We start from the raw sequence: 18794 nt of genomic DNA on the forward strand, positions 1-18794 counted from the left end.
GTCGGCAAGCGCATCATGACACATAGAGTATGATCTATGTCAAATTTCATCATACTTTTCGGGAGAGCCCATGCAACGCATTACGATCACGCTCGACGACGATTTGATGGACGAGTTGGATGCGATGATCGCCGCGCACGGCTATCAGAACCGCTCCGAGGCGATCCGCGATTTCGCCCGTGCCGGGATGCAGCAGGCATCGCAGGACAAGGGCCAGGACAAGGGCGGCGACTGCGTCGCGGCGCTGGTCTACGTCTACGACCATGCGGCGCGCGACCTGTCGAGCCGGCTGGTCGACACCTATCACCACCATCACGACCTCGCGCTGGCGACGCTGCATGTCCATCTCGACGACGACAATTGCATGGAGGTCACCGCGCTGCGCGGCCCTGGCCGGGAGGTGCAGCATTTCGCCGATCACATCATCGCCGAGCGCGGCGTGAAGTATGGTCGGGTGGTGATGATGCCGACGGGGGGAAAGTCAGCGGCGAAGAAGCCAGCCAGGAAGCCGCATACGCACAAATAGCGGTGGTCTCAATTGACGACGGGTCTCTTTCTTCCTTCTCCCCTTGTGGGAGAAGGTGGCACGGCCGAAGGCCGTGACGGATGAGGGGGTACTAGGCTCGGAGCTTGTGGCTACCCCTCACCCGTCTCGAACCGCTTCGCGGTTCGATCCGCCCTCTCCCACAAGGGGAGAGGGAAGAAAGAACTTCAATCCCAATCCGGCGCAAACGCCGCCGGATTCACCAGGCGCTGGTTCTTCGGCAGGGCTGCGATCGCCGCGCGGTCGGCATCGTCCAGCGTGACGTTCAGCGCGTCTAGATTGGCCTGCTGGCTCTCGGCGCGCGAGGCTTTTGGAATCGCCGCGACATTGTCCTGGTCGAGCAGCCATTTCAGCGCGACCTGCGCGGCACTGGCGCCGTGTTTGGCGCCGATCTTCTGCAGCACCTCGTTGTCGGTGATCTTGCCCTGCGCCAGCGGGCAATAGGCGACCAGCGGAATACCCTTGCTGCGCAGATAGGCCAGCACCTTGGTCTGCTCCAGCAGCACATGATATTCGACCTGGTTGCAGGCGATCGGCGCGCCGATCTCCTCGACGGCCTGCCGGAGCAACGACACGGTGAAATTGGCGACGCCGATCGCGCGGGTGCGACCTTCGTCCTTCAGCTTCATCAGCGTCTCCATCACGGCGCCGAGCTGCATGGTCTTCGAGGGCCAGTGCACCAGATAGAGATCGACATGGTCGAGCTTCAGCTTGGCCAGGCTGGCATCGAACGCCTTGCGGATCGCGTCGGGGGCGAGGTTCTCGTGCCAGACTTTCGTCGTGACGTGCAGGTCGGCGCGCTTGATGCCGGACGCCTGGATAGCGTCACCGACCTCGGCCTCGTTGCCATACATCTCGGCGGTGTCGATGTGGCGATAGCCGAGGCCGATTGCGCCCTCGACCGCGGCGCGGCAGCCGTCGCCCTGCAGGCGGAAGGTGCCGAGGCCGAGGCGGGGCAGGGCGATGCCCTTTGTGTACAGCGGTTCCATGATTTCTCCTGATGGCGCAAAAGCGCGAGACGGCGGGGCGAGGGCTTGATACGCTGGCCCCAACATAAACAACATTCAATTCGGCGGGAGGTTTAAGCATGGAGAAAGCGTTGCGCGGCTGGCTGGACAGCCACGGACTGCTCGCCATCATTGGCGCGGTGATGGGGATTATCGTGACACTCGCCGTCGTGCTGGTGCTGGGCGGCTTCTGGCTGGCGAAGTAAAAGATATCGCCAGGCGCTCTCTTCTTCACCTCTCCCCGTTGGGGAGAGGTCGATCGGCAGAGCGAAGCGAGGCCGGTCGGGTGAGGGGCGCGGACTATCGATAGGCCGGTGCCCCCTCACCCCAGCCCTCTCCCCAATGGGGGAGAGGGAGCGCATGGCCGGCGCGTCGATGCGGCAATGATTGTTTTAATATCCCCTGACCCTGTCCACCGCATCTTTCGGCCGCACGCCGGCCTTGACGGCTTGCGCGGTGGCCCAGATGGTTTCGCCGACCGCGGGCAGGGTGACGTCGCAGGCGTCGTGCGGGGTCAGCATGATGCCGGGGTGCGACCAGAATGGATGGTCGCGGCGTAGCGGCTCGCCGACGAAGACGTCGAGCGACGCCCCCGATAATTGCCCGCTGTCGAGCGCGGCCAATAGATCGGCTTCGACCAGATGTTCGCCGCGGCCGACCTGGATCAGGTAGCCGCCGCGCTTCATGCGGCCGAAATTGTCGGCATTGAGGATGTTGGCGGTTTCCGCGGTCAGCGGCAGCAGATTGATCAGCACTTCGGTTTCGGCCAGCATCAAAGCCAGGCCCCCGGTGCCGTGGAAGCCGATAATGCCGGAAGGTGTAGGCTTCGGGCTGCGGCTCCATACCTTGACCGGAAAGCCGAGCGCGGCGAGATCCGCCGCGACGCGGGCGCCGATCGCGCCATAGCCGAGCAGGCCGACGCTGACCTCGCTGGTGATGCGCTGGCCGAGCCGCTGCCAGACGCGGTCGCGCTGCTGTGCCAGATAGGTGGCGAAGCGACGCTGATGCCAGATCACGTGCCACACCACGAAGGTCGACATCATCTCGGCCTGCGCCGGCTCGACGACACGGACCACCTCGATGCCGTCGCGCAGGCTGGGGTTCATCACGATGCTGTCGGCGCCGGCGGCGATCGAACACACCGCCTTCAGATTGGGATAATGCGCGAACGCATCGTCGTGCGGATACCAGGCGACGGCGAGCGTGACGTCGTCCTCGTGGCCGGAACGGTGATCGACGAAATGGACGCGGCCCTTGAGCCTTTCGATTTCAGACGCGAGGTGGCGGCGCAGGTCGAGATTCTTGGCGAGCAGAACGCAGTGCGAGACGTCAGACGACATGGGATCAGGCGGCTTTCGAAGGCGCGCTTTGGCCGGGCACCGCCGCCAGCAGCTCGCGCGTATAGGGATGTTCCGGCGACGCGAACAGCTCCGCCGTCGGTTTCAATTCGACGATCACGCCGCGCTGCATCACCGCGATGCGGTCGCAGATCTGCGCCGCAACGCGCAAATCATGGGTGATGAACAGCATCGACAGGCCGAGCCGCGCCTTCAGATCCTCGAGCAGCGCCAGCACCTGGGCCTGCACGGAAACGTCGAGCGCGGAGACGGCCTCGTCCGCGACGATGATTTCCGGATCGAGCGCCAGCGCGCGCGCGATGCCGATGCGCTGGCGCTGGCCGCCGGAGAATTCGTGCGGGTAACGATCCATCGCGCCGGCGTCGAGCCCGACCATGCCGAGCAGGTCGCGGGCGCGCTGCATCGCCACCTTGCGATCGGCGCCATGCGCGATCGGGCCGTCGCTGATGATGTTGCCGACGCGGCGCCGCGGATTGAGCGAGGCGAACGGATCTTGGAAAATCATCTGGATGCGGTGGCGTTCGTCGCGCAGCGCGCGGCCCTTGAGCAGCATGAGATCGGACTCGCCGAGCCGCACGGTGCCGCGGTCGGGCTTGATGAGCTGCATCACCAGCCTTGCCACCGACGACTTGCCGGAGCCGGATTCGCCGACCAGGCCGAGCGTCTCGCCCTGGAAGATGTCGAACGAGACCTCGTTGGCGGCGCGCACCGAACGCGCGGGCTTGAACCAGCCGCCGGACGTCACATAGGTCTTGTCGAGGCCGACGACTTCCAGCGCCTTGGCGCGGTGTGTCAGCGGCGCGCGCACCGGCGGATGTACCGACGGCACGGCCGCCAGCAGCGCCTTGGTGTAGTCGTGCTGCGGACGCGTCAGCACTTCGGCGGCGGTGCCCTCTTCGACAACCTTGCCATAGCGCAGCACCACGACGCGGTCGGCGATATCGGCGACGACGCCGAAATCATGCGTGATGAACATCACCGCCATGTTTCGACGTCGCTGCAGGTCGCGGATCAGCTTGAGAATCTGCGCCTGGGTGGTGACGTCGAGCGCGGTGGTCGGCTCGTCGGCGACCAGCACCGCGGGCTCCAGCGCCAGCGCCATCGCGATCATCGCGCGTTGCCGCTGCCCGCCGGACAATTGGTGCGGATAGGCGCGGACGATGCGCTCCGGATCCGGCAGGCCGACCTCGCGCGCCAGCCCCAGCGCCTTGGCGCGGCGCTCCTTCGGCGTCAGCAGATCGTGCGCCTCGAACATCTCCATCATCTGGTCGCCGATCCGCATCAACGGATTGAGCGCCGTCATCGGCTCCTGGAACACCATCGCGATGTGGCGGCCGCGCACGTCGCGCCAGCCGTCTTCGTCCATCTTCAGAAGGTCCCGGCCCTCGAACAGGATCTCGCCGGTCTCGGTCGACACCGTGTCGGGCAACAGGCCCAGCAGCGCATGCGCGCACATTGACTTGCCGGAGCCGGATTCGCCGACCACGCAGACGATCTCGCCCGGGATCAGGTCGATCGAGATGCTGTCGACGGCGTAGGGCCGCTCGGCGCCCTTGGGCAGCCCGATGCGCAAATTCTTGATGGAGACAGCGGGTGCGGTCATGTCAGCGTCCGTCCTTGGCAAGCCGCGGGTTGAGCGCGTCGTTGAGGCCTTCGCCGACCAGGTTCATCGCCAGCACCGCGAGCAGGATGGCGACGCCGGGGAATACGGTGATCCACCACGCCTGGCGGATCACGGTGCGGCCGGCGCCGACCATGTAGCCCCAGGAAATCATGTTGGGATCGCCGAGGCCGAGGAACGACAATGATGATTCCAGCAGGATCGCGGTGGCGACCATCAGCGATGCCAGCACGATCACCGGCGACAGCGCGTTCGGCAGGATCTCGCGCCAGATGATCCAGCTATTGCTTTGCCCGGTGACGATCGCGGCCTGGACGTATTCGCGGGTGCGCAGGCTCAAGACCTCGGCGCGCACCAGCCGCGCCACCGGCGGCCACGACACGATGCCGATCGAGGCGACGATCGAATAGATCGACGGCTGCAGGATCGCTACCAGCACGATCGCCAGCGCGAAGCTCGGGATGGTCTGGAAGAATTCGGTGAAGCGCATCAGGGCGTCATCGACCCGGCCGCCGAAATAGCCGGCGAGCGCGCCGAGCGGCACGCCGACGGTCAAGGCCACCAGCGTGGAGACGAGGCCGACCAGCAACGACACGCGCGCGCCATAGATGATGCCGGCGAACACGTCGCGGCCGAGCGCGTCGGTGCCGAGCCACACCGCGGGATTGGTGAAGGGCGGCAGGAACGGCCGCTGCACCATCCGCCACGGCGAATTCGGGAAGATGGTCGGGCCGAGAATGGCGATGAAGATGGCGATGAACAGGATCACCATCCCGATGACGCCGCCGGGATGCCGCAGCATCGATTTCCAGAACTGTTTCATGAGGCAAATTCGATGCGCGGATCGACCAGCCGATAGACCAGGTCGGTGATGAGGTTGAAGATCAGCACCATGGCGGAGCAGACCACGAAGACGCCGAGCAAGAGATTGTAGTCGCGCTGCAGCAGCGCCTCGTACATCAGCCGGCCGATGCCGGGCCAGGCATAGACCGTCTCGGTAATCACCGCGCCGCCGATCAGCGTGCCGGAATGCACGCCAGCCAGCGTCACCACCGGCAACAGCGCATTGCGCAGCACGTGTCTTCGCTGGATGACGTTGTCGCGCAGCCCCTTGGCGCGCGCGGTCTTGACGAAATCGAGCCGCTTCACCTCGAGCATCGAGGCGCGGGTCATGCGGGTATAGGTCGCCATGAAGAACAGGCCGATGGTCATCGCCGGCATGATGAGATGCAAAGCGACGTCGCCGACATAGGCCAGCCCGGTGTAATTGGCGCCGACGGTGTCGTAGCCGAAGCTCGGCAGCCAGCCGAGATAGACCGAGAACAACAGGATCGCCATCAGGGCCAGCCAGAAGATCGGCGTGGCATAGAAGATCAATGCTGCGGCGGTGATCGCACTGTCGCCCCAACTCCCCGCAAAACGCGCCGCCAGCGTGCCGAAGAAGATGCCGAGCGCCAGCGAGATGCCGAATGCCGACAGCGTCAGCAGCAGGGTCGCGCCGATCCGCTCCGAGATCAGCTTCGACACCGGCATCTGCTGGCGGAACGAGAAGCCGAGATCGAGTGTGACGATGCCCTTGACGTAGGACGCCAATTGCTCGGGCAGCGGCTTGTCGAGCGAAAATTTCTCGCGCAATTGCTGGACGAATTGCGGATCGGAAGCGCCGGCCTCGCCGGCCATCACCACGGCGGGATCGCCGGGCGCAAGGCGGATCAGGAAGAAGTTCATCACGACGATCGCCAACAGGACGACGACGCCCTTCACGATCCTCTGGGCAACAAATGACAGCATCAGAGGTCCAATTTAAAGGTCATGTTTTGAATAGGCCTCTCCCCGTCATGGCGAGGCCAAGGAAAGTTGGCTTGCCAACTTTCCTCTTAGCGGAGCGACGAAGCAATCCAGCACTTGCCGAGCTTGCGGCCTCTGGATTGCCGCGTCGCCAAGTGGCTCCTCGCAATGACGGGGAGAGGTCTCCGCCCGTCATCGCAGGAAGCCACGCAGGCGCGTCTTACTTGTCCATCCAGGCGTCGCGGAAGCCGTCATTGACGCCGATGCCGGTGGTGATCAGGTTCTTCACCTTGCAGTTGGTGATGGTCGGGAACTGCAATTCGAGCATCCAGGCGATCGGCACGTCCTCGACCAGGATCTTCTGCGCCTTGTCGTAGAGCTCCTTGCGCTTGGAATCCGGGGTTGCGATTGCGCCATCGGCGAACAACTGGTCGATCTCGGGGTTGGAATAGCCCTCGACGTTGTTGAACTGCTGGCCCTTCTGGATCTGGCTGGAGACGTAGTTGCGGCCGACGCCAAGCGCGGGGTCGCCGTACTGGTAGAGATAGCTGAACGAGATGTCGAAATCCCATTCGCCGATCTTCTGGTTATAGCCCGGCACGTCGGTAGCGATGGTTTCGATGTTGATGCCGACATCCTGCAGGTTCTGCTTGATGGCTTCGGCCCAGCGCTGCCAGGTCTCGCCGTAAGGCAGCGGCATCATGCGCAGCTTCTCGCCCTTGTAGCCGGCTTCCTTGAGCAGCGCCTTGGCCTTGGCGGGATCGAACGGATATTTCCTGACGTCGTCGGTGTAGAACTTGATGGTCGAGGCCGACGGGCCGGTGGCGACCTTGCCGAGACCGTTCCAGATCACGTCGCGGGCGAATTCGCGGTCCACCGCGTACATGATGGCCTGGCGAACCAGCTTGTTGGCGGTCGGGCCCTGGCGGTTGTTGAGCCACATCCAGGCCATCGGCGAGAAGAACTCCCAGCCCTCGCCGGTGATGCAGGTGTTCTTCAGCTTGGAGACGCGCGGCACGTCGAAATTCTCGATCGAGCCGCCCGGCAGCACATCGACCTTGCCGGTCTCATAGGCCACCGACCGCGCGGCGGCGTCCGGGATAATCTGCCAGTAGATCTCGTCGAGATAGGGCTTGCCCTTGACGTGGTAGTTCGGGTTTTTCACCAGACGGATGAACGAGCCCTTCTTCCATTCCTTGAACATGAAGGGGCCGGTGCCGATCGGCGTATTGTTGTTCGGATTGGTCTTGAAGTCGGTGCCTTCATAGAGATGTTTCGGCACCATCGGCATCGAGCCGACCTCGAAAATCCCGAGGAACGGGCCGAACGGCTGCTTCAGCGTGAACACCACGGTGAGATCGTCGGGCGCCTCGACCTTGTCGAGCTGCACCAGATTGTTGCGGGCGCGCGCGTGGGTCTGCTTCAGCATCTCGATCGAAAACAGCACGTCGGCCGAGCTGAACGGCTTGCCGTCGTGCCAGGTGACGCCGGGATGCAGCTTGAAAGTGTAGGTCTTGCGGTCGTCAGAAATGGTCCAGCTATCGGCGAGGCCGGGCTGCGGCACCAGTTTCTGGTCGTAGCGCAGCAGGCCCTCATAGATGTTGCCCGACACCATCTGCGTCGGGCCGTTCTGCACCTGCGCCAGCATCAGGCCGGGGGGCTCCGGCTGAATCACCGCGTTGATGACGCCGCCCATTTTCGGCTGCTGCGCGATCGCCGCCGTACACAGGCTGCTCGTCAAAGCCAGCCCCAACAAGAAGTGCTTCAGCATGGTATTCCCCCAGCCCTAATGGCGCGTTTTTACAACGTGTTGTGAAGTCGCTCAGTTCTTGTAGCCGGGATCGGTGCGATCCAGCATGCGCTTGAATGCCGCCCACTCGCTGTCCGGCTGTCCTTCGACCTCGATCTTCTGGTAGCCGCGATCGTACTGGCTCGCGGTATGCAGAGCCACTGCATGCGACGGCATCACGATCTCGGCGCCCGCGGCCTGCAGCGCCAACTGCGCGCGGCAGGACCGCTCCATATTGTGCATCAGCTTGAAGGCTTCGCCAACCGAGCGGCCGCAGGTCAGCATGCCGTGGTTGCGCAGGACCAGCACCATCTTGTCGCCGAGGTCGCGCACCAGGCGCTCGCGCTCGGACAGGTCGAGCGCAATGCCTTCATAATCGTGATAAGCGAGCCGCTCGGTGAACTGCATCGACCACTGGTTGAGCGGCAGCAGCCCGTCCTTCTGGCACGATACGGCGACGCCCGCGACCGTGTGCGTATGCAGCACGCAGTGCGCATCGTGACGCGCCGCGTGCACTGCACTGTGAATGGTGAAGCCGGCCGGATTGATGCCGAGGCCGAGCGGATCATCGACGACCTTGCCATCGACATCGACGGTCACGAGGTTCGACGCGGTGACTTCCTCGAAGCGCATGCCGTAGGGATTGATCAGGAAGCGATTCTGCGTGCCGGGCACGCGCACCGAGATGTGCGTGTAGATGCTGTCGTCGAGGCCGAGCCGGTGAATCAGGCGATAGGCGGCTGCCAGATCGATGCGGGTCTGCTGAAGATCGGAGACGGTCGGCGTAATGCTTGCATGGATATTCACGAGCGCAATCCCGGTTTCTAAGGTGTCTGCAGAAGACACAAACGCATGGCAGGTCGCAAGATTAAACTGTCGACAATCGGCGCTTAAATCTTGTACAGCCGCTGAAAGGGTCTTCTCACTCCATGCGTCTGATTACGCCACCAGTCGGGCTGACGGCCCTCGCGGATACCGATCTGGTCGGCCAGGTCGCGCGGATTTTGACGCAGGCGATCATTCAGGGGCAGTTGCAGCCGGGCACCAAGGTGGTCGAGGCCGGCGTGGCGCGCGAACTCGGCATCAGCCGCGCGCCGGTGCGCGAGGCAGCTAGATTGCTCGAGCAGCAGGGCCTGCTGGTATCGCATCCGCGCCGCGGCTTTTTCGTGCGCAAGCTCAAGGCGCGCGACATCGACGAGATCTACGACCTGCGCATCTGCGTCGAATCCCACGCCGCGGTATTAGCCGCCAGAAACATGACTCCCGCGGCGCGCGATGCGCTGCGGCGGCAGATCGACGTGATGTATGAGAGCGCCGATCTCGACGAGCCCGCGCGACAGGTCGAGGAAGACTACAAATTTCACCGCATGATCTGCGAGATCGCCGACTCCGCGCGGTTGCTGCGGCTGTTCGACGATCTGGCGTCCGAACTGCGCATGGTGATCGGCCTGATCGGCCGGCTCTATGACGATCCGCGCCGCATCGCCCAGACGCATGAAGCGGTGCTCGATGCTCTGGTGCAGGGCCATCCCGACATCATCAACGCACGGATCGATTACCACATCGGGGCTGCCTGGCATGAAGTCGCCCGGCTGGTCCGCGACATTCCCCAATCCAGCAACGGAGCCTCTTCGTGAAAGCCGTCTACAGCGACAAGCACTCGAGCCATGACCCGCAATTCTATCTGGTGCGCGGCGTCATCAAGCGGACCACCGAACAGCCGGAGCGCGCGGTGCGCCTGCTCAAGGGCCTTCACGACGGCCAGCATACGATCGTAGCCCCCACCGAATTCGGCCAGGGGCCGCGCGCGCGCGTGCATTCGCCGCAATATCTGCGCTTCCTCGAAGACGCCTGGGACGAATGGCAGAGGCTGCCGGACGCCGGCGCCGAGATGATCCCCAACATGCATCCGGTGCGGGTGCCGGGCAGCTATCCGTCGCACATCGTCGGCAAGCTCGGCTGGCACACGGTGGATACGTCGGCGCCGATGGGGCCGGGCACCTGGGCCGGCGCCTGCGCCGCCACCGATACGGCGACCACCGCCGCGCAGATGGTGCTGGACGGCGAGGACGCCGTCTACGCGCTGTGCCGGCCGCCCGGCCACCATGCCTATCGCGATCTCGCCGGCGGCTTCTGCTTCATGAACAATTCGGCGATCGCCGCCGAGCATCTGCGGCAGAAGCACGAGCGCGTCGCGATCCTCGACGTCGATGTGCATCACGGCAACGGCACCCAGGGTATCTTTTATTCGCGGCCCGACGTGCTGACGGTGTCGATCCATGCCGATCCGACCAGCTACTATCCATTCGTCTGGGGCTACGCCCATGAACGCGGCGAGGGCAACGGCCTCGGCACCAACCTCAACATCCCCTTGCCGATCGGCACCGGCGACGATGGCTACATCGCGGCGATGCAGATCGCCGCCAAAACCATCCAGGCGTTCGCGCCTACCGCGCTGGTCGTGGCGCTCGGGCTGGACGCCTCCGAACAGGATCCGCTCGCGGCGCTTAAAATCACCACCCCGGGCTTCGCCCGCATCGGCGCCGAGCTGGCGCGGCTGGGCCTGCCCACCGTTCTCGTCCAGGAGGGCGGCTACCTCTCCGACATCCTAGGCGCCAACCTCACCTCGACGCTGAAGGGATTTGAAGCCGCGCGATAACTCCATGCGTAGCCCGGATTGCGGCATCGCGGCGCGCAGCGCCGCGATGCCGCAATCCGGGGCCTGCCGCTCCACCGATAGGCCGGCCCCGGATTGCGCTTCCGCCTTCGCGCTACGCGCGAACGCTGAAGCTCCATCCGGGCTACACACTGATCGTTCTTTTAAACCACCTAGAAGCACCAGGAAATCCCATGCCCACCAATGCTGAAATCTTCGCCCGCCGTGAAGCCGCCGTGCCGCGCGGCATTGGCCACTCCACGCCGATCTCGGCGCAGCGCGCGCTGAATTCGGAAGTCTGGGACGTCGAGGGCAAGCGCTATATCGATTTCGCCGGCGGCATCGCCGTGCTCAATACCGGCCACTGCAACCCGCATGTGATGGCCGCGGTGCGCGAGCAGATGGAGCGCTTCACCCACACCTGCTTCCAGGTGCTGTTGTACGAACCCTACGTCACGCTGGCCGAACGCCTCAACAAGCTGGCCCCGATCGACGGCCCGCTGAAGACCGCGTTCTTCACGACCGGCGCCGAAGCCACCGAGAACGCCATCAAGATAGCGCGCGCCGCCACCGGCCGTGCCGGCGTGATCGCCTTCACCGGCAGCTTCCATGGCCGCACCGCGCTGACCATGACGATGACCGGCAAGGTATTTCCCTACAAGAAGGGCTTTGGCGCCGCTCTGCCGGAAGTCTGGCACGTGCCGTTCCCCGCGCCGCAGCTCGATGTCACCGTGGAAGAATCGCTGAAATATCTCGGCTTCATGTTCAAGGCCGACATCGATCCGGCGCGCGTGGCTGCGATCATCATCGAGCCGGTGCAGGGCGAGGGTGGCTTCCACCAGGCGCCGCCGGAACTGATGCGCGCGTTGCGGAAAATCTGCGACGAGAACGGCATCGTGCTGATCGCCGACGAAGTACAGACCGGCTATGGCCGCACCGGCAAGATGTTCGCGATGGAGCACTATGACGTCAGGCCCGATCTCATCACCGTGGCCAAGAGCCTCGCTGGCGGCTTCCCGTTGTCGGGCGTGATCGGCAAGCAGGAGATCATGGACGCCGCCGATCCCGGCGGCCTCGGCGGCACCTATGCCGGCAACCCGCTCGCGGTCGCTGCGGCCAACGCGGTGCTCGACGTGTTCGAGAAGGACAGACTCGTCGACCGCGCCAATGTGATCGGCGAGCACATCGTCTCGCGCCTGAAGAAGATGCAGCAGCGCAACGACCTGTTGCCGATGGCCGGCGTGCGCGCGGTCGGCGCGATGATCGCATTCGACATCGTGAAAGAGCGCGGCGGCGAGGCGCCGGATGCCGAGATGACGAAGCGCGTGACGCAGCGCGCCGCCGAGCACGGCCTGATCCTGCTGTCCTGCGGCACCAGCTTCAATACCATTCGCATCCTTGTCCCGCTCACCGCGCAGGACGAGATCATCAACGAAGGCCTCGACAAGCTCGAACTCGCATTGTCGGCGTAAGCTGTTCCTTTACCTCTCCCCGCCGGGGAGAGGTGTTGAGTGCCGCCGCTGCATCTTCCTTGTTGAAACGACCAAACGATCGACCCGCCATCCAAGATCAAAGGTATCCCTCATGACTCTCGATCCGAAACTTCGCGACGACATCATCGCTGCGGTCGACAAGGGCTTCGATGCCCAGGTCAAGTTCACGCAGGCCATGGTGCGCCACGTCTCGACGCGCGGCAATGAACACACCATGCAGGACTTCATGTTCCGCGCCATCCGGGAGCGCGGCTACAAGATGGAGCGCTTTGCGATGGACCGCGCAGCGCTGGCCGCGCATCCCGGCGCCGGCGCCTGGGATGATCTGCACTCGACCGCGCCGATCGTGGTCGGCACGCATCACCCGCGCGAGGAGACCGGCCGCTCGCTGATCATGCAGGGCCATGTCGACGTTGTGCCGGAAGGCCCGCACGACATGTGGGCCACCGCGCCTTTCGATCCGGTGATCCAGGGCGACTGGATGCAGGGCCGCGGCGCCGGCGACATGAAGGCCGGCTGCGCCGCCAATATCTTTGCGCTCGATGCGCTGAAGAGCCTGGGCCTGCAGCCGGCGGCGACGGTGTATCTGCAGTCCGTGGTGGAGGAGGAATCCACCGGCGACGGCGCGCTGATGACGCATCTGCGCGGCTACAAGGCCGATGCCGTGGTGATCTCCGAGCCGTCGCACGAGACCATCACGCGCGCCAATGTCGGCGTGGTCTGGTTCCAGCTCGAGGTCCGCGGCGTCCCGGTGCATGTGCAGCGGATGGGCACCGGCGCCAACGCGATCGACGCCGCCTACCGCGTGATCGGCGAGCTGCGCAAGCTGGAAGCCAAATGGAACGCGACCAAGGACGAGCACGCGCATTTTCGCCACATCGAGAAGCCGGTCAATCTCAATATAGGCAAGATCGCCGGCGGCGACTGGGCGTCCTCGGTGCCGGCGTGGTGCAAGGTCGACATGCGGATCTCGCTGCTGCCTGGCAAGACAGCCGAAGCCGCGAAGAAGGAAATCGTCGATTGCGTCGCCGTCTTCACGCGGGGCGACGCGTTCCTGTCGAACATCCCGCCGACCATCACCTTCAACGGCTTCCAGGCCGAAGGCTATGAGCTTAACCCCGGCTCCGATGCCGAAGCCACGCTGGCCGCGGCGCATCAGGCGGTGTTCGGCCAGAAGCCGGAAACCGTCACGTCGCTGGCCTATCTCGACAGCCGCGTCTATGCGCTGTTCGATCGCGTGCCGACGCTGAATTACGGCTGTATCTCGCGCGGCGTCCACGGCTTCGACGAAGGCGTCAATCTGCCGTCGCTGAAGAAGACCACCACGGCGCTGGCGCTGTTCATCGCGGAGTGGTGCGGCGTGGAGAAGCTGGACGCGTAGCGGCTGAAACCACGAGGCGGCGTTTTGGCGAGCGATCTGGGATCCAGATATCCGGGCAACAATCGCTCCCCGCGGCCCAAAATTGACGCCGATTGATCCACCGCAATGCGAGGGGGACGTCATGGGCCGAACATTGCTGCAGCCAACCAGCAACGGAGGACGCCGTGACAACCCCGACCCAAACCTCGATCGCCGGCGCCGTCATCGATCGCATCCATGCCTGGGTGCAGCACCGCCGCGAGATCGCCGAATTGCGCGACCTCGACGCCGGTGAGTTTCAGCGCATGGCGCATGAGCTCGGCCTGGCACCGGGATACCTCGACATGCTGGTGCAGCAGGGGCCGCCGGACGCCGCCGAACTGCCGCTGATGATGAAGGCGCTCGGCTTCAGCCAGCAGACCATCGACGCCATCAATCCGCGCGAGTTCCAAGACATGCAGACCTGCTGCGGCGAATGCGAACACAAGCATACCTGCCGCAACGACATCTCGGCCGAAACCGCCGCGCAGAACTATCAACATTATTGCGCCAACGCCGAAGCCATCAAAGCGATGAAGGCCGCCGCGCAGTAGATTATTCTCCGCCCGCCCGCCGATTGCCGGAAAAGCGGCCCGGGTAAGGTTGATCGGTTAGGTTAACAAAGGGTTAGCGTTGCAGCGCAGCGCCACTGCGATAGCGTCGATTACGCTGATGCAAAACGGGCATCGAAGTCGCTTTCCTGCCCGGGATTTCGAGTGCACGGCACGGGACCGCCGTTATTACCCGCGTCGGCGGTCCCACTTTTTCTCAAGCATATAGATGGCGCTCCGGCCTCTTGTGTCGTCCCCGCGAAAGCGGGGACCCATACACGCTGTCTGCGCCGTGGCGCGCAGGGGGTCGTGGCGTTTTCACTTTGAAGTCGGAGGCTATGGGTCCCCGCTTTCGCGGGGACGACATGCGGAGAATGCGAGCGCCCATCATTCTGAGCGCTCGCAGCTACTCATGAAGTACGCGGCCTACCAGGTCGCCAGCACCGCGCCCTTGAACTTCGTGGCGATGAATTCCTTCACTTCCGGCGACTGGTAGCTCTCGACCAGAATCTTCACCCAGGGCTTGTCCTTGTCGACGACGCGCACCGCGATGACGTTGGCGTAGGGGCCCTTGGGGTCTTCACGCAAAATGGCATCCTTCACCGGATCGAGGCCGGCCTGGGTGGCGTAATTGATGTTGATGCCGGCGACGTCGACGTCGGGCAGCGTGCGCGGCAGCTGCGCGGCATCGACCTCGATCACCTTCAGCTTCTTCGGATTTTCGGTGATGTCGAGCAGGGTCGGCTTGAAGCCTGTGCCATCCTTCAGCTTGATGATGCCCTTGTCGCGCAGCAGCAGCAGCACGCGACCGCCATTGGTGGGATCGTTCGGAATCGCGATCGACGCGCCGGATGGCACCGAGTCCCAGGTCTTGTACTTCGCCGAATAGACGCCCATCGGGAAGTTGATGGTGGTGGCGACTGACTCCAGCTTGAACTTGCGGTCGGCGATCTGGTTGTCGAGATAGGGCTGGTGCTGGAACGAATTGGCCTGCAGGTCGCCGGTGTCGAGCGCCGTGTTGGGCACGACGTAGTCGGAAAATTCGACGATCTGGATGTCGAGACCCTTCTTGGCGGCGACTGCCTTGGCGGCTTCCAGCACCTGCGCGTGCGGCCCGGCGGTGACCCCGACCTTGATGGTTTCGGCGTGAGCGAGACCGGTCAGCGCCAAAGCGGCGACGGCGGAGAGGGCGAGCGAGCGTAGCGACATATTCTTTTCCTGCGGTGGGTGACGTCTAACAGCGCGAGCGGGCGCTCACGAATTGCGGTTGCGCTTGTCGAGGCGGCGCGACAGCCGGTCGCCGATGGTCTGGACGCCCTGCACGAGGCAGATCAGCACCAGCACCACGGTGAGCATCACTTCCGGCATGAAGCGCTGGTAGCCGTAGCGGATGCCGAGATCGCCGAGCCCGCCGCCGCCGACCGCGCCGACCATCGCGGAATAGCCGATCAGGCTGACGATCGCGAGCGTCAAGGCCAGCGTCACCGCGGGCAGCGCTTCCGGCAGCAGCACCTTCTGCACGATCTGCAAGGGGCTCGCGCCAAAGGCGCGCGCGGCTTCCACCAGGCCCTGATCGACTTCGCGGATCGCGCCTTCGATGACGCGCGCGATGAACGGGATCGCGGCGATGGTCAGGGGCACCACCGCGGCGCGGGTGCCGATCGAGGTGCCGGCGATGGCGCGGGTCAGCGGCACGATGGCGACCACGAGAATGATGAACGGCGTCGAGCGCGTGGCGTTGACGACGAGGCCGACGATGCGGTTGACGTTTGGCGCGGGAAACAACTCACCGGCGCGCGAGGTGGCGAGGAACACGCCGAGCGGCAGGCCGAGCAGCGTGCCGAACGAGCCGGCCAGCGCCACCATCGTCAGCGTGTCCAGCGTCGACCAGGCGATCAGCGACAACAGTTCAGGCGACATAGCCAAGGTGCTCCACATGGTTGCGGGTGCTGGTCAGCTCGGTAATCAGCCGGGTCAGCAACGCCGGTTCGGCGGGCACCGACGTGATCAGCGTGCCGAACGGCTGGCCGGCGATATATTCGATCTGGCCGTGCATGATGTTGAAATCGACATTGTAGGCCCGTGTCAGGCGCGACAGCACCGGCTCGTCGGCATCGGCGCCGGTGAAGGAGATGCGGATCACAGCCTGGCGGCCCGCTGCGTAATCCGGCAGCAATTGCTGCTGCAGCCACTCCGGCACATTGCCGCCGGTGACTTCGCCGACGAAGCGCTGGGTGGTCTCGTGATGCGGGTTGGCGAAGATCTCGTAGGTCGAGCCCTGCTCGACGATGCGACCGCTTTCCATCACCGCGACATGGTCGGCGAGTTTCTTCACCACCGCCATTTCGTGGGTGATGAAAAGAATGGTGAGGTTGAGCTCGGCGTTGATCTTTTTCAGCAGCGCCAGGATCTGGCCGGTGGTCTCGGGATCGAGCGCGGAGGTCGCCTCGTCCGACAGCAGCACCTTCGGCCTGGTCGCCAGTGCCCGCGCAATGCCGACGCGCTGCTTCTGGCCGCCGGACAGTTCGGCCGGATAGCGGTCGCGCTTGTCGGCAAGGCCGACCATGTCGAGCAGCGGGTTGACGATGCCCGGAATATCGCGCCGCGGCGTGCCGGCGATCTCTAGCGGCAGCGCGATGTTGTCGAAGGCGGTGCGCGACGACAAAAGGTTGAAGTGCTGGAAGATCATCCCGATCGAGCGCCGCGCCTGTCGCAAGGCGCGCTCGTCGAGCGAACCGATGTCGAGGCCGTCGACGGTGACGTGGCCCGAGCTCGGCAGTTCGAGGCCGTTGATCAGCCGGATCAGCGTCGATTTGCCGGCGCCGCTGCGCCCGATGACGCCGACGATGGCGCCTTCGGGGACATTGAGGTCGATATTATCGACCGCGCGCACTTCCGCGGATCCCGATCGCGCCGGAAAATGCTTGCTGACGCCCGCGAACGAGATGATCGCGCGCGCCGGCGGTTCGATGAGGGGGACGGGTGCCCCGACGGGCTGCGGCACTGGCGCGTTCATGGATGCTGTTTCTGCTGATCTGGAAAACGAAAGGGCCGGTCTGCGCCGGCGCCTGTCCGCGGGGGTAACCTACTGTTTTCGCCGCAGATTTCAACCGCAGCGCACAAAAGACGAGATTTATATGCCGTGGGGGTGATGGAGGGGACAGAGATACCGCAAGCGCAGCATTTGCAGGGTTAATCGGCTGTTTGGTGTTTGGCTGTTTGGCGCATGCGCCAGTGGTATCCCTCCCCCTTGCGGGGAGGGTCGACCTCCACTCCCGACGATGCGAAAGCATCGTCGGGAGTGGAGGTCGGGGTGGGGGTGCCACGGGCGACGGCGTCTGTGGCTACCCCCACCCGTCAGGTTTGTTCGCTTCGCTCTCAAACGCGCCACCCATGGCGGACGAATTCGTCCGCCAGACCCCGCAAGGGGGAGGGACAGAAAGAGCTACGACCCCGGCGTCCACTTCCAGACGATCTCCTTCACGTTCACCGCCTTGGGGATCAGGCCGAGCTTGAAGAAGCGGTCGGCCGTCTCCTGCTGGGTGGCGATGACCTTGTCGGTGATCGGGGTCACGCCGTATTGCGAGCGATTGACGGCGCGGATGGTGGCATCCTTGTCGACGCCGGTGGCCTCGCGCAGGGAGGTGGCCACTTCCGCGCGATGGTCGGCGGCCCATTTGCCTTCTTCCGCAAAGGTCTGGTTCAGCAGCGCCACGATGTCGGCATGATTGGTGGTGAAATCCTTGTTGGCGAGGAAGAACGAGTTGCTCTCCTGCACGTCACTCGAGAACGCAAGCACGCGCACCTTGCCGTTCTCCGCCAGCGCCAGATAGGGATCCCAGATCGACCAGGCATCGATGTTGCCGCCGGCGAAGGCGGCGACCGCATCGGCCGGCCCGAGCGTCACCGGCGTGATATCGGTGTAAGCGAGGCCCGCTTTCTCCAGCGCCGCGACGAGGGTGTTGTGCGCGCTCGATCCCTTGGCGAAGCCGACCTTCCTGCCCTTGAGATCGGCCAGCGTCCTGATCGGCGAATCCGCGGGCACGACGATGCCCTGATTGTTGCCTTCCGACGGGGTCGCCGCGACGTAGAGCAAATTGGCGCGCGCGGCCTGCGCGAAGATCGGCGGCGCGTCGCCGGTATAGCCGAAATCGACATTGCCGGTGTTGATCGCCTCCAGGATCGGCGGGCCGAACTGGAACTCTACCCACTTGACCGTGATGCCGCGCTGCTTCAGTGCGGCATCCAGCGTGCCGCGCTGCTTCACGACCGGAAAGATGCCGGCCTTCTGGAAGCCGATGCGGACTTCCTTCAGCGGTTCGGCGGTTGCGGGTGCGGCCAGCGCGGCCGACAGCAACATGGCTGACAGACCGGAAAGGATCGTTCGTCTGCTCGGGGACATCATAGACTCCGTGATGATCGTTGCAGCCGTTCGCTGCGGGACGTCAACGCTACGCCGGACGCTCGGGATTGTGCTTTCAAAGGTAGCGCCCGGCCGGCAAGGTTTTGTTTGACCGGCGCGACGCGACAGCAGCTTTATGCTTACGGCGACGTGCTGCATTGGACGAGCCTTACGTAGTATCGAAAC

General features: G+C 64.3%; 18 protein-coding genes. 7 read left to right on the top strand and 11 right to left on the bottom strand.

Annotated features, from left to right (window positions below; genetic code table 11):
* Nucleotides 1–70 precede the first annotated feature (70 nt).
* Nucleotides 71–526, top strand: coding sequence for a nickel-responsive transcriptional regulator NikR (nikR, locus tag FNL56_RS06255; RefSeq protein ID WP_143571986.1), 456 nt, complete (start codon nt 71–73; stop codon nt 524–526).
* A gap of 185 nt (nt 527–711) precedes the next feature.
* Here the strand turns inward: nikR and FNL56_RS06260 are convergent, their stop codons facing one another.
* Entirely contained in the window at nt 712–1533 is an 822-nt protein-coding gene (locus FNL56_RS06260) for an aldo/keto reductase (protein ID WP_143571987.1), read from the bottom strand.
* Between the two features lie 98 nt (nt 1534–1631).
* Here FNL56_RS06260 and FNL56_RS28590 point away from each other — a divergent pair, with 98 nt between their 5' ends.
* On the top strand, nt 1632–1757 hold the full coding sequence (locus FNL56_RS28590) for a hypothetical protein (RefSeq protein ID WP_256365922.1): 126 nt from the start codon (nt 1632–1634) through the stop codon (nt 1755–1757).
* Between the two features lie 186 nt (nt 1758–1943).
* Here the strand turns inward: FNL56_RS28590 and FNL56_RS06265 are convergent, their stop codons facing one another.
* The 6 genes from FNL56_RS06265 to FNL56_RS06290 form a co-directional block, all read right to left on the bottom strand.
* Nucleotides 1944–2891 (bottom strand): 2-hydroxyacid dehydrogenase, encoded by a 948-nt coding sequence (locus tag FNL56_RS06265; protein ID WP_143571988.1) that lies wholly within the window; start codon nt 2889–2891, stop codon nt 1944–1946.
* A 4-nt stretch (nt 2892–2895) separates the two neighbouring features.
* The gene (locus FNL56_RS06270; protein ID WP_143571989.1) at nt 2896–4512 is read right to left on the bottom strand and encodes an ABC transporter ATP-binding protein; all 1617 of its coding nucleotides are present in this window, start codon (nt 4510–4512) and stop codon (nt 2896–2898) included.
* 1 nt (nt 4513) lies between these two features.
* On the bottom strand, nt 4514–5353 hold the full coding sequence (locus tag FNL56_RS06275; protein ID WP_143571990.1) for an ABC transporter permease: 840 nt from the start codon (nt 5351–5353) through the stop codon (nt 4514–4516).
* A complete protein-coding gene (locus tag FNL56_RS06280; protein WP_143571991.1) occupies nt 5350–6321 on the bottom strand; it encodes an ABC transporter permease in 972 nt (323 codons plus the stop codon). Before FNL56_RS06280 ends, FNL56_RS06275 begins: the two co-directional genes overlap by 4 nt.
* 217 nt (nt 6322–6538) lie before the next feature.
* Nucleotides 6539–8089 (bottom strand): ABC transporter substrate-binding protein, encoded by a 1551-nt coding sequence (locus tag FNL56_RS06285; RefSeq protein ID WP_143571992.1) that lies wholly within the window; start codon nt 8087–8089, stop codon nt 6539–6541.
* Between the two features lie 51 nt (nt 8090–8140).
* Entirely contained in the window at nt 8141–8914 is a 774-nt protein-coding gene (locus tag FNL56_RS06290) for a class II aldolase/adducin family protein (protein WP_210245480.1), read from the bottom strand.
* Between the two features lie 122 nt (nt 8915–9036).
* Here FNL56_RS06290 and FNL56_RS06295 point away from each other — a divergent pair, with 122 nt between their 5' ends.
* From FNL56_RS06295 to FNL56_RS06315, 5 genes are all read left to right on the top strand, one after another.
* The gene (locus FNL56_RS06295) at nt 9037–9744 is read left to right on the top strand and encodes a GntR family transcriptional regulator (RefSeq protein WP_143571993.1); all 708 of its coding nucleotides are present in this window, start codon (nt 9037–9039) and stop codon (nt 9742–9744) included.
* The gene (locus tag FNL56_RS06300; RefSeq protein ID WP_143577611.1) at nt 9741–10766 is read left to right on the top strand and encodes a histone deacetylase family protein; all 1026 of its coding nucleotides are present in this window, start codon (nt 9741–9743) and stop codon (nt 10764–10766) included. Before FNL56_RS06295 ends, FNL56_RS06300 begins: the two co-directional genes overlap by 4 nt.
* Nucleotides 10767–10957: 191 nt before the next feature.
* Nucleotides 10958–12235, top strand: coding sequence for a 4-aminobutyrate--2-oxoglutarate transaminase (gene gabT, locus FNL56_RS06305; RefSeq protein ID WP_143571995.1), 1278 nt, complete (start codon nt 10958–10960; stop codon nt 12233–12235).
* 112 nt (nt 12236–12347) lie between these two features.
* Nucleotides 12348–13637, top strand: coding sequence for an ArgE/DapE family deacylase (locus FNL56_RS06310; protein WP_143571996.1), 1290 nt, complete (start codon nt 12348–12350; stop codon nt 13635–13637).
* A gap of 164 nt (nt 13638–13801) precedes the next feature.
* The gene (locus FNL56_RS06315) at nt 13802–14209 is read left to right on the top strand and encodes a hypothetical protein (RefSeq protein ID WP_143571997.1); all 408 of its coding nucleotides are present in this window, start codon (nt 13802–13804) and stop codon (nt 14207–14209) included.
* A 423-nt stretch (nt 14210–14632) separates the two neighbouring features.
* Here the strand turns inward: FNL56_RS06315 and FNL56_RS06320 are convergent, their stop codons facing one another.
* The 4 genes from FNL56_RS06320 to FNL56_RS06335 all read right to left on the bottom strand — a co-directional run bounded on the left by FNL56_RS06320 (nt 14633) and on the right by FNL56_RS06335 (nt 18566).
* Nucleotides 14633–15415, bottom strand: a complete 783-nt coding sequence (locus tag FNL56_RS06320; RefSeq protein WP_143581839.1) for a MetQ/NlpA family ABC transporter substrate-binding protein — start codon at nt 15413–15415, stop codon at nt 14633–14635.
* Nucleotides 15416–15460: 45 nt separating this feature from the next.
* Nucleotides 15461–16126 (bottom strand): methionine ABC transporter permease, encoded by a 666-nt coding sequence (locus FNL56_RS06325; protein WP_143571999.1) that lies wholly within the window; start codon nt 16124–16126, stop codon nt 15461–15463.
* Nucleotides 16116–17222, bottom strand: a complete 1107-nt coding sequence (locus tag FNL56_RS06330; RefSeq protein WP_143572000.1) for a methionine ABC transporter ATP-binding protein — start codon at nt 17220–17222, stop codon at nt 16116–16118. The genes FNL56_RS06325 and FNL56_RS06330 overlap by 11 nt, the downstream gene beginning before the upstream one ends.
* A gap of 429 nt (nt 17223–17651) precedes the next feature.
* Nucleotides 17652–18566 (bottom strand): sulfonate ABC transporter substrate-binding protein, encoded by a 915-nt coding sequence (locus FNL56_RS06335; protein ID WP_246660881.1) that lies wholly within the window; start codon nt 18564–18566, stop codon nt 17652–17654.
* Nucleotides 18567–18794 lie beyond the last annotated feature (228 nt).

This window comes from Tardiphaga sp. vice304, from assembly GCF_007018905.1.
GTDB lineage: Bacteria > Pseudomonadota > Alphaproteobacteria > Rhizobiales > Xanthobacteraceae > Tardiphaga.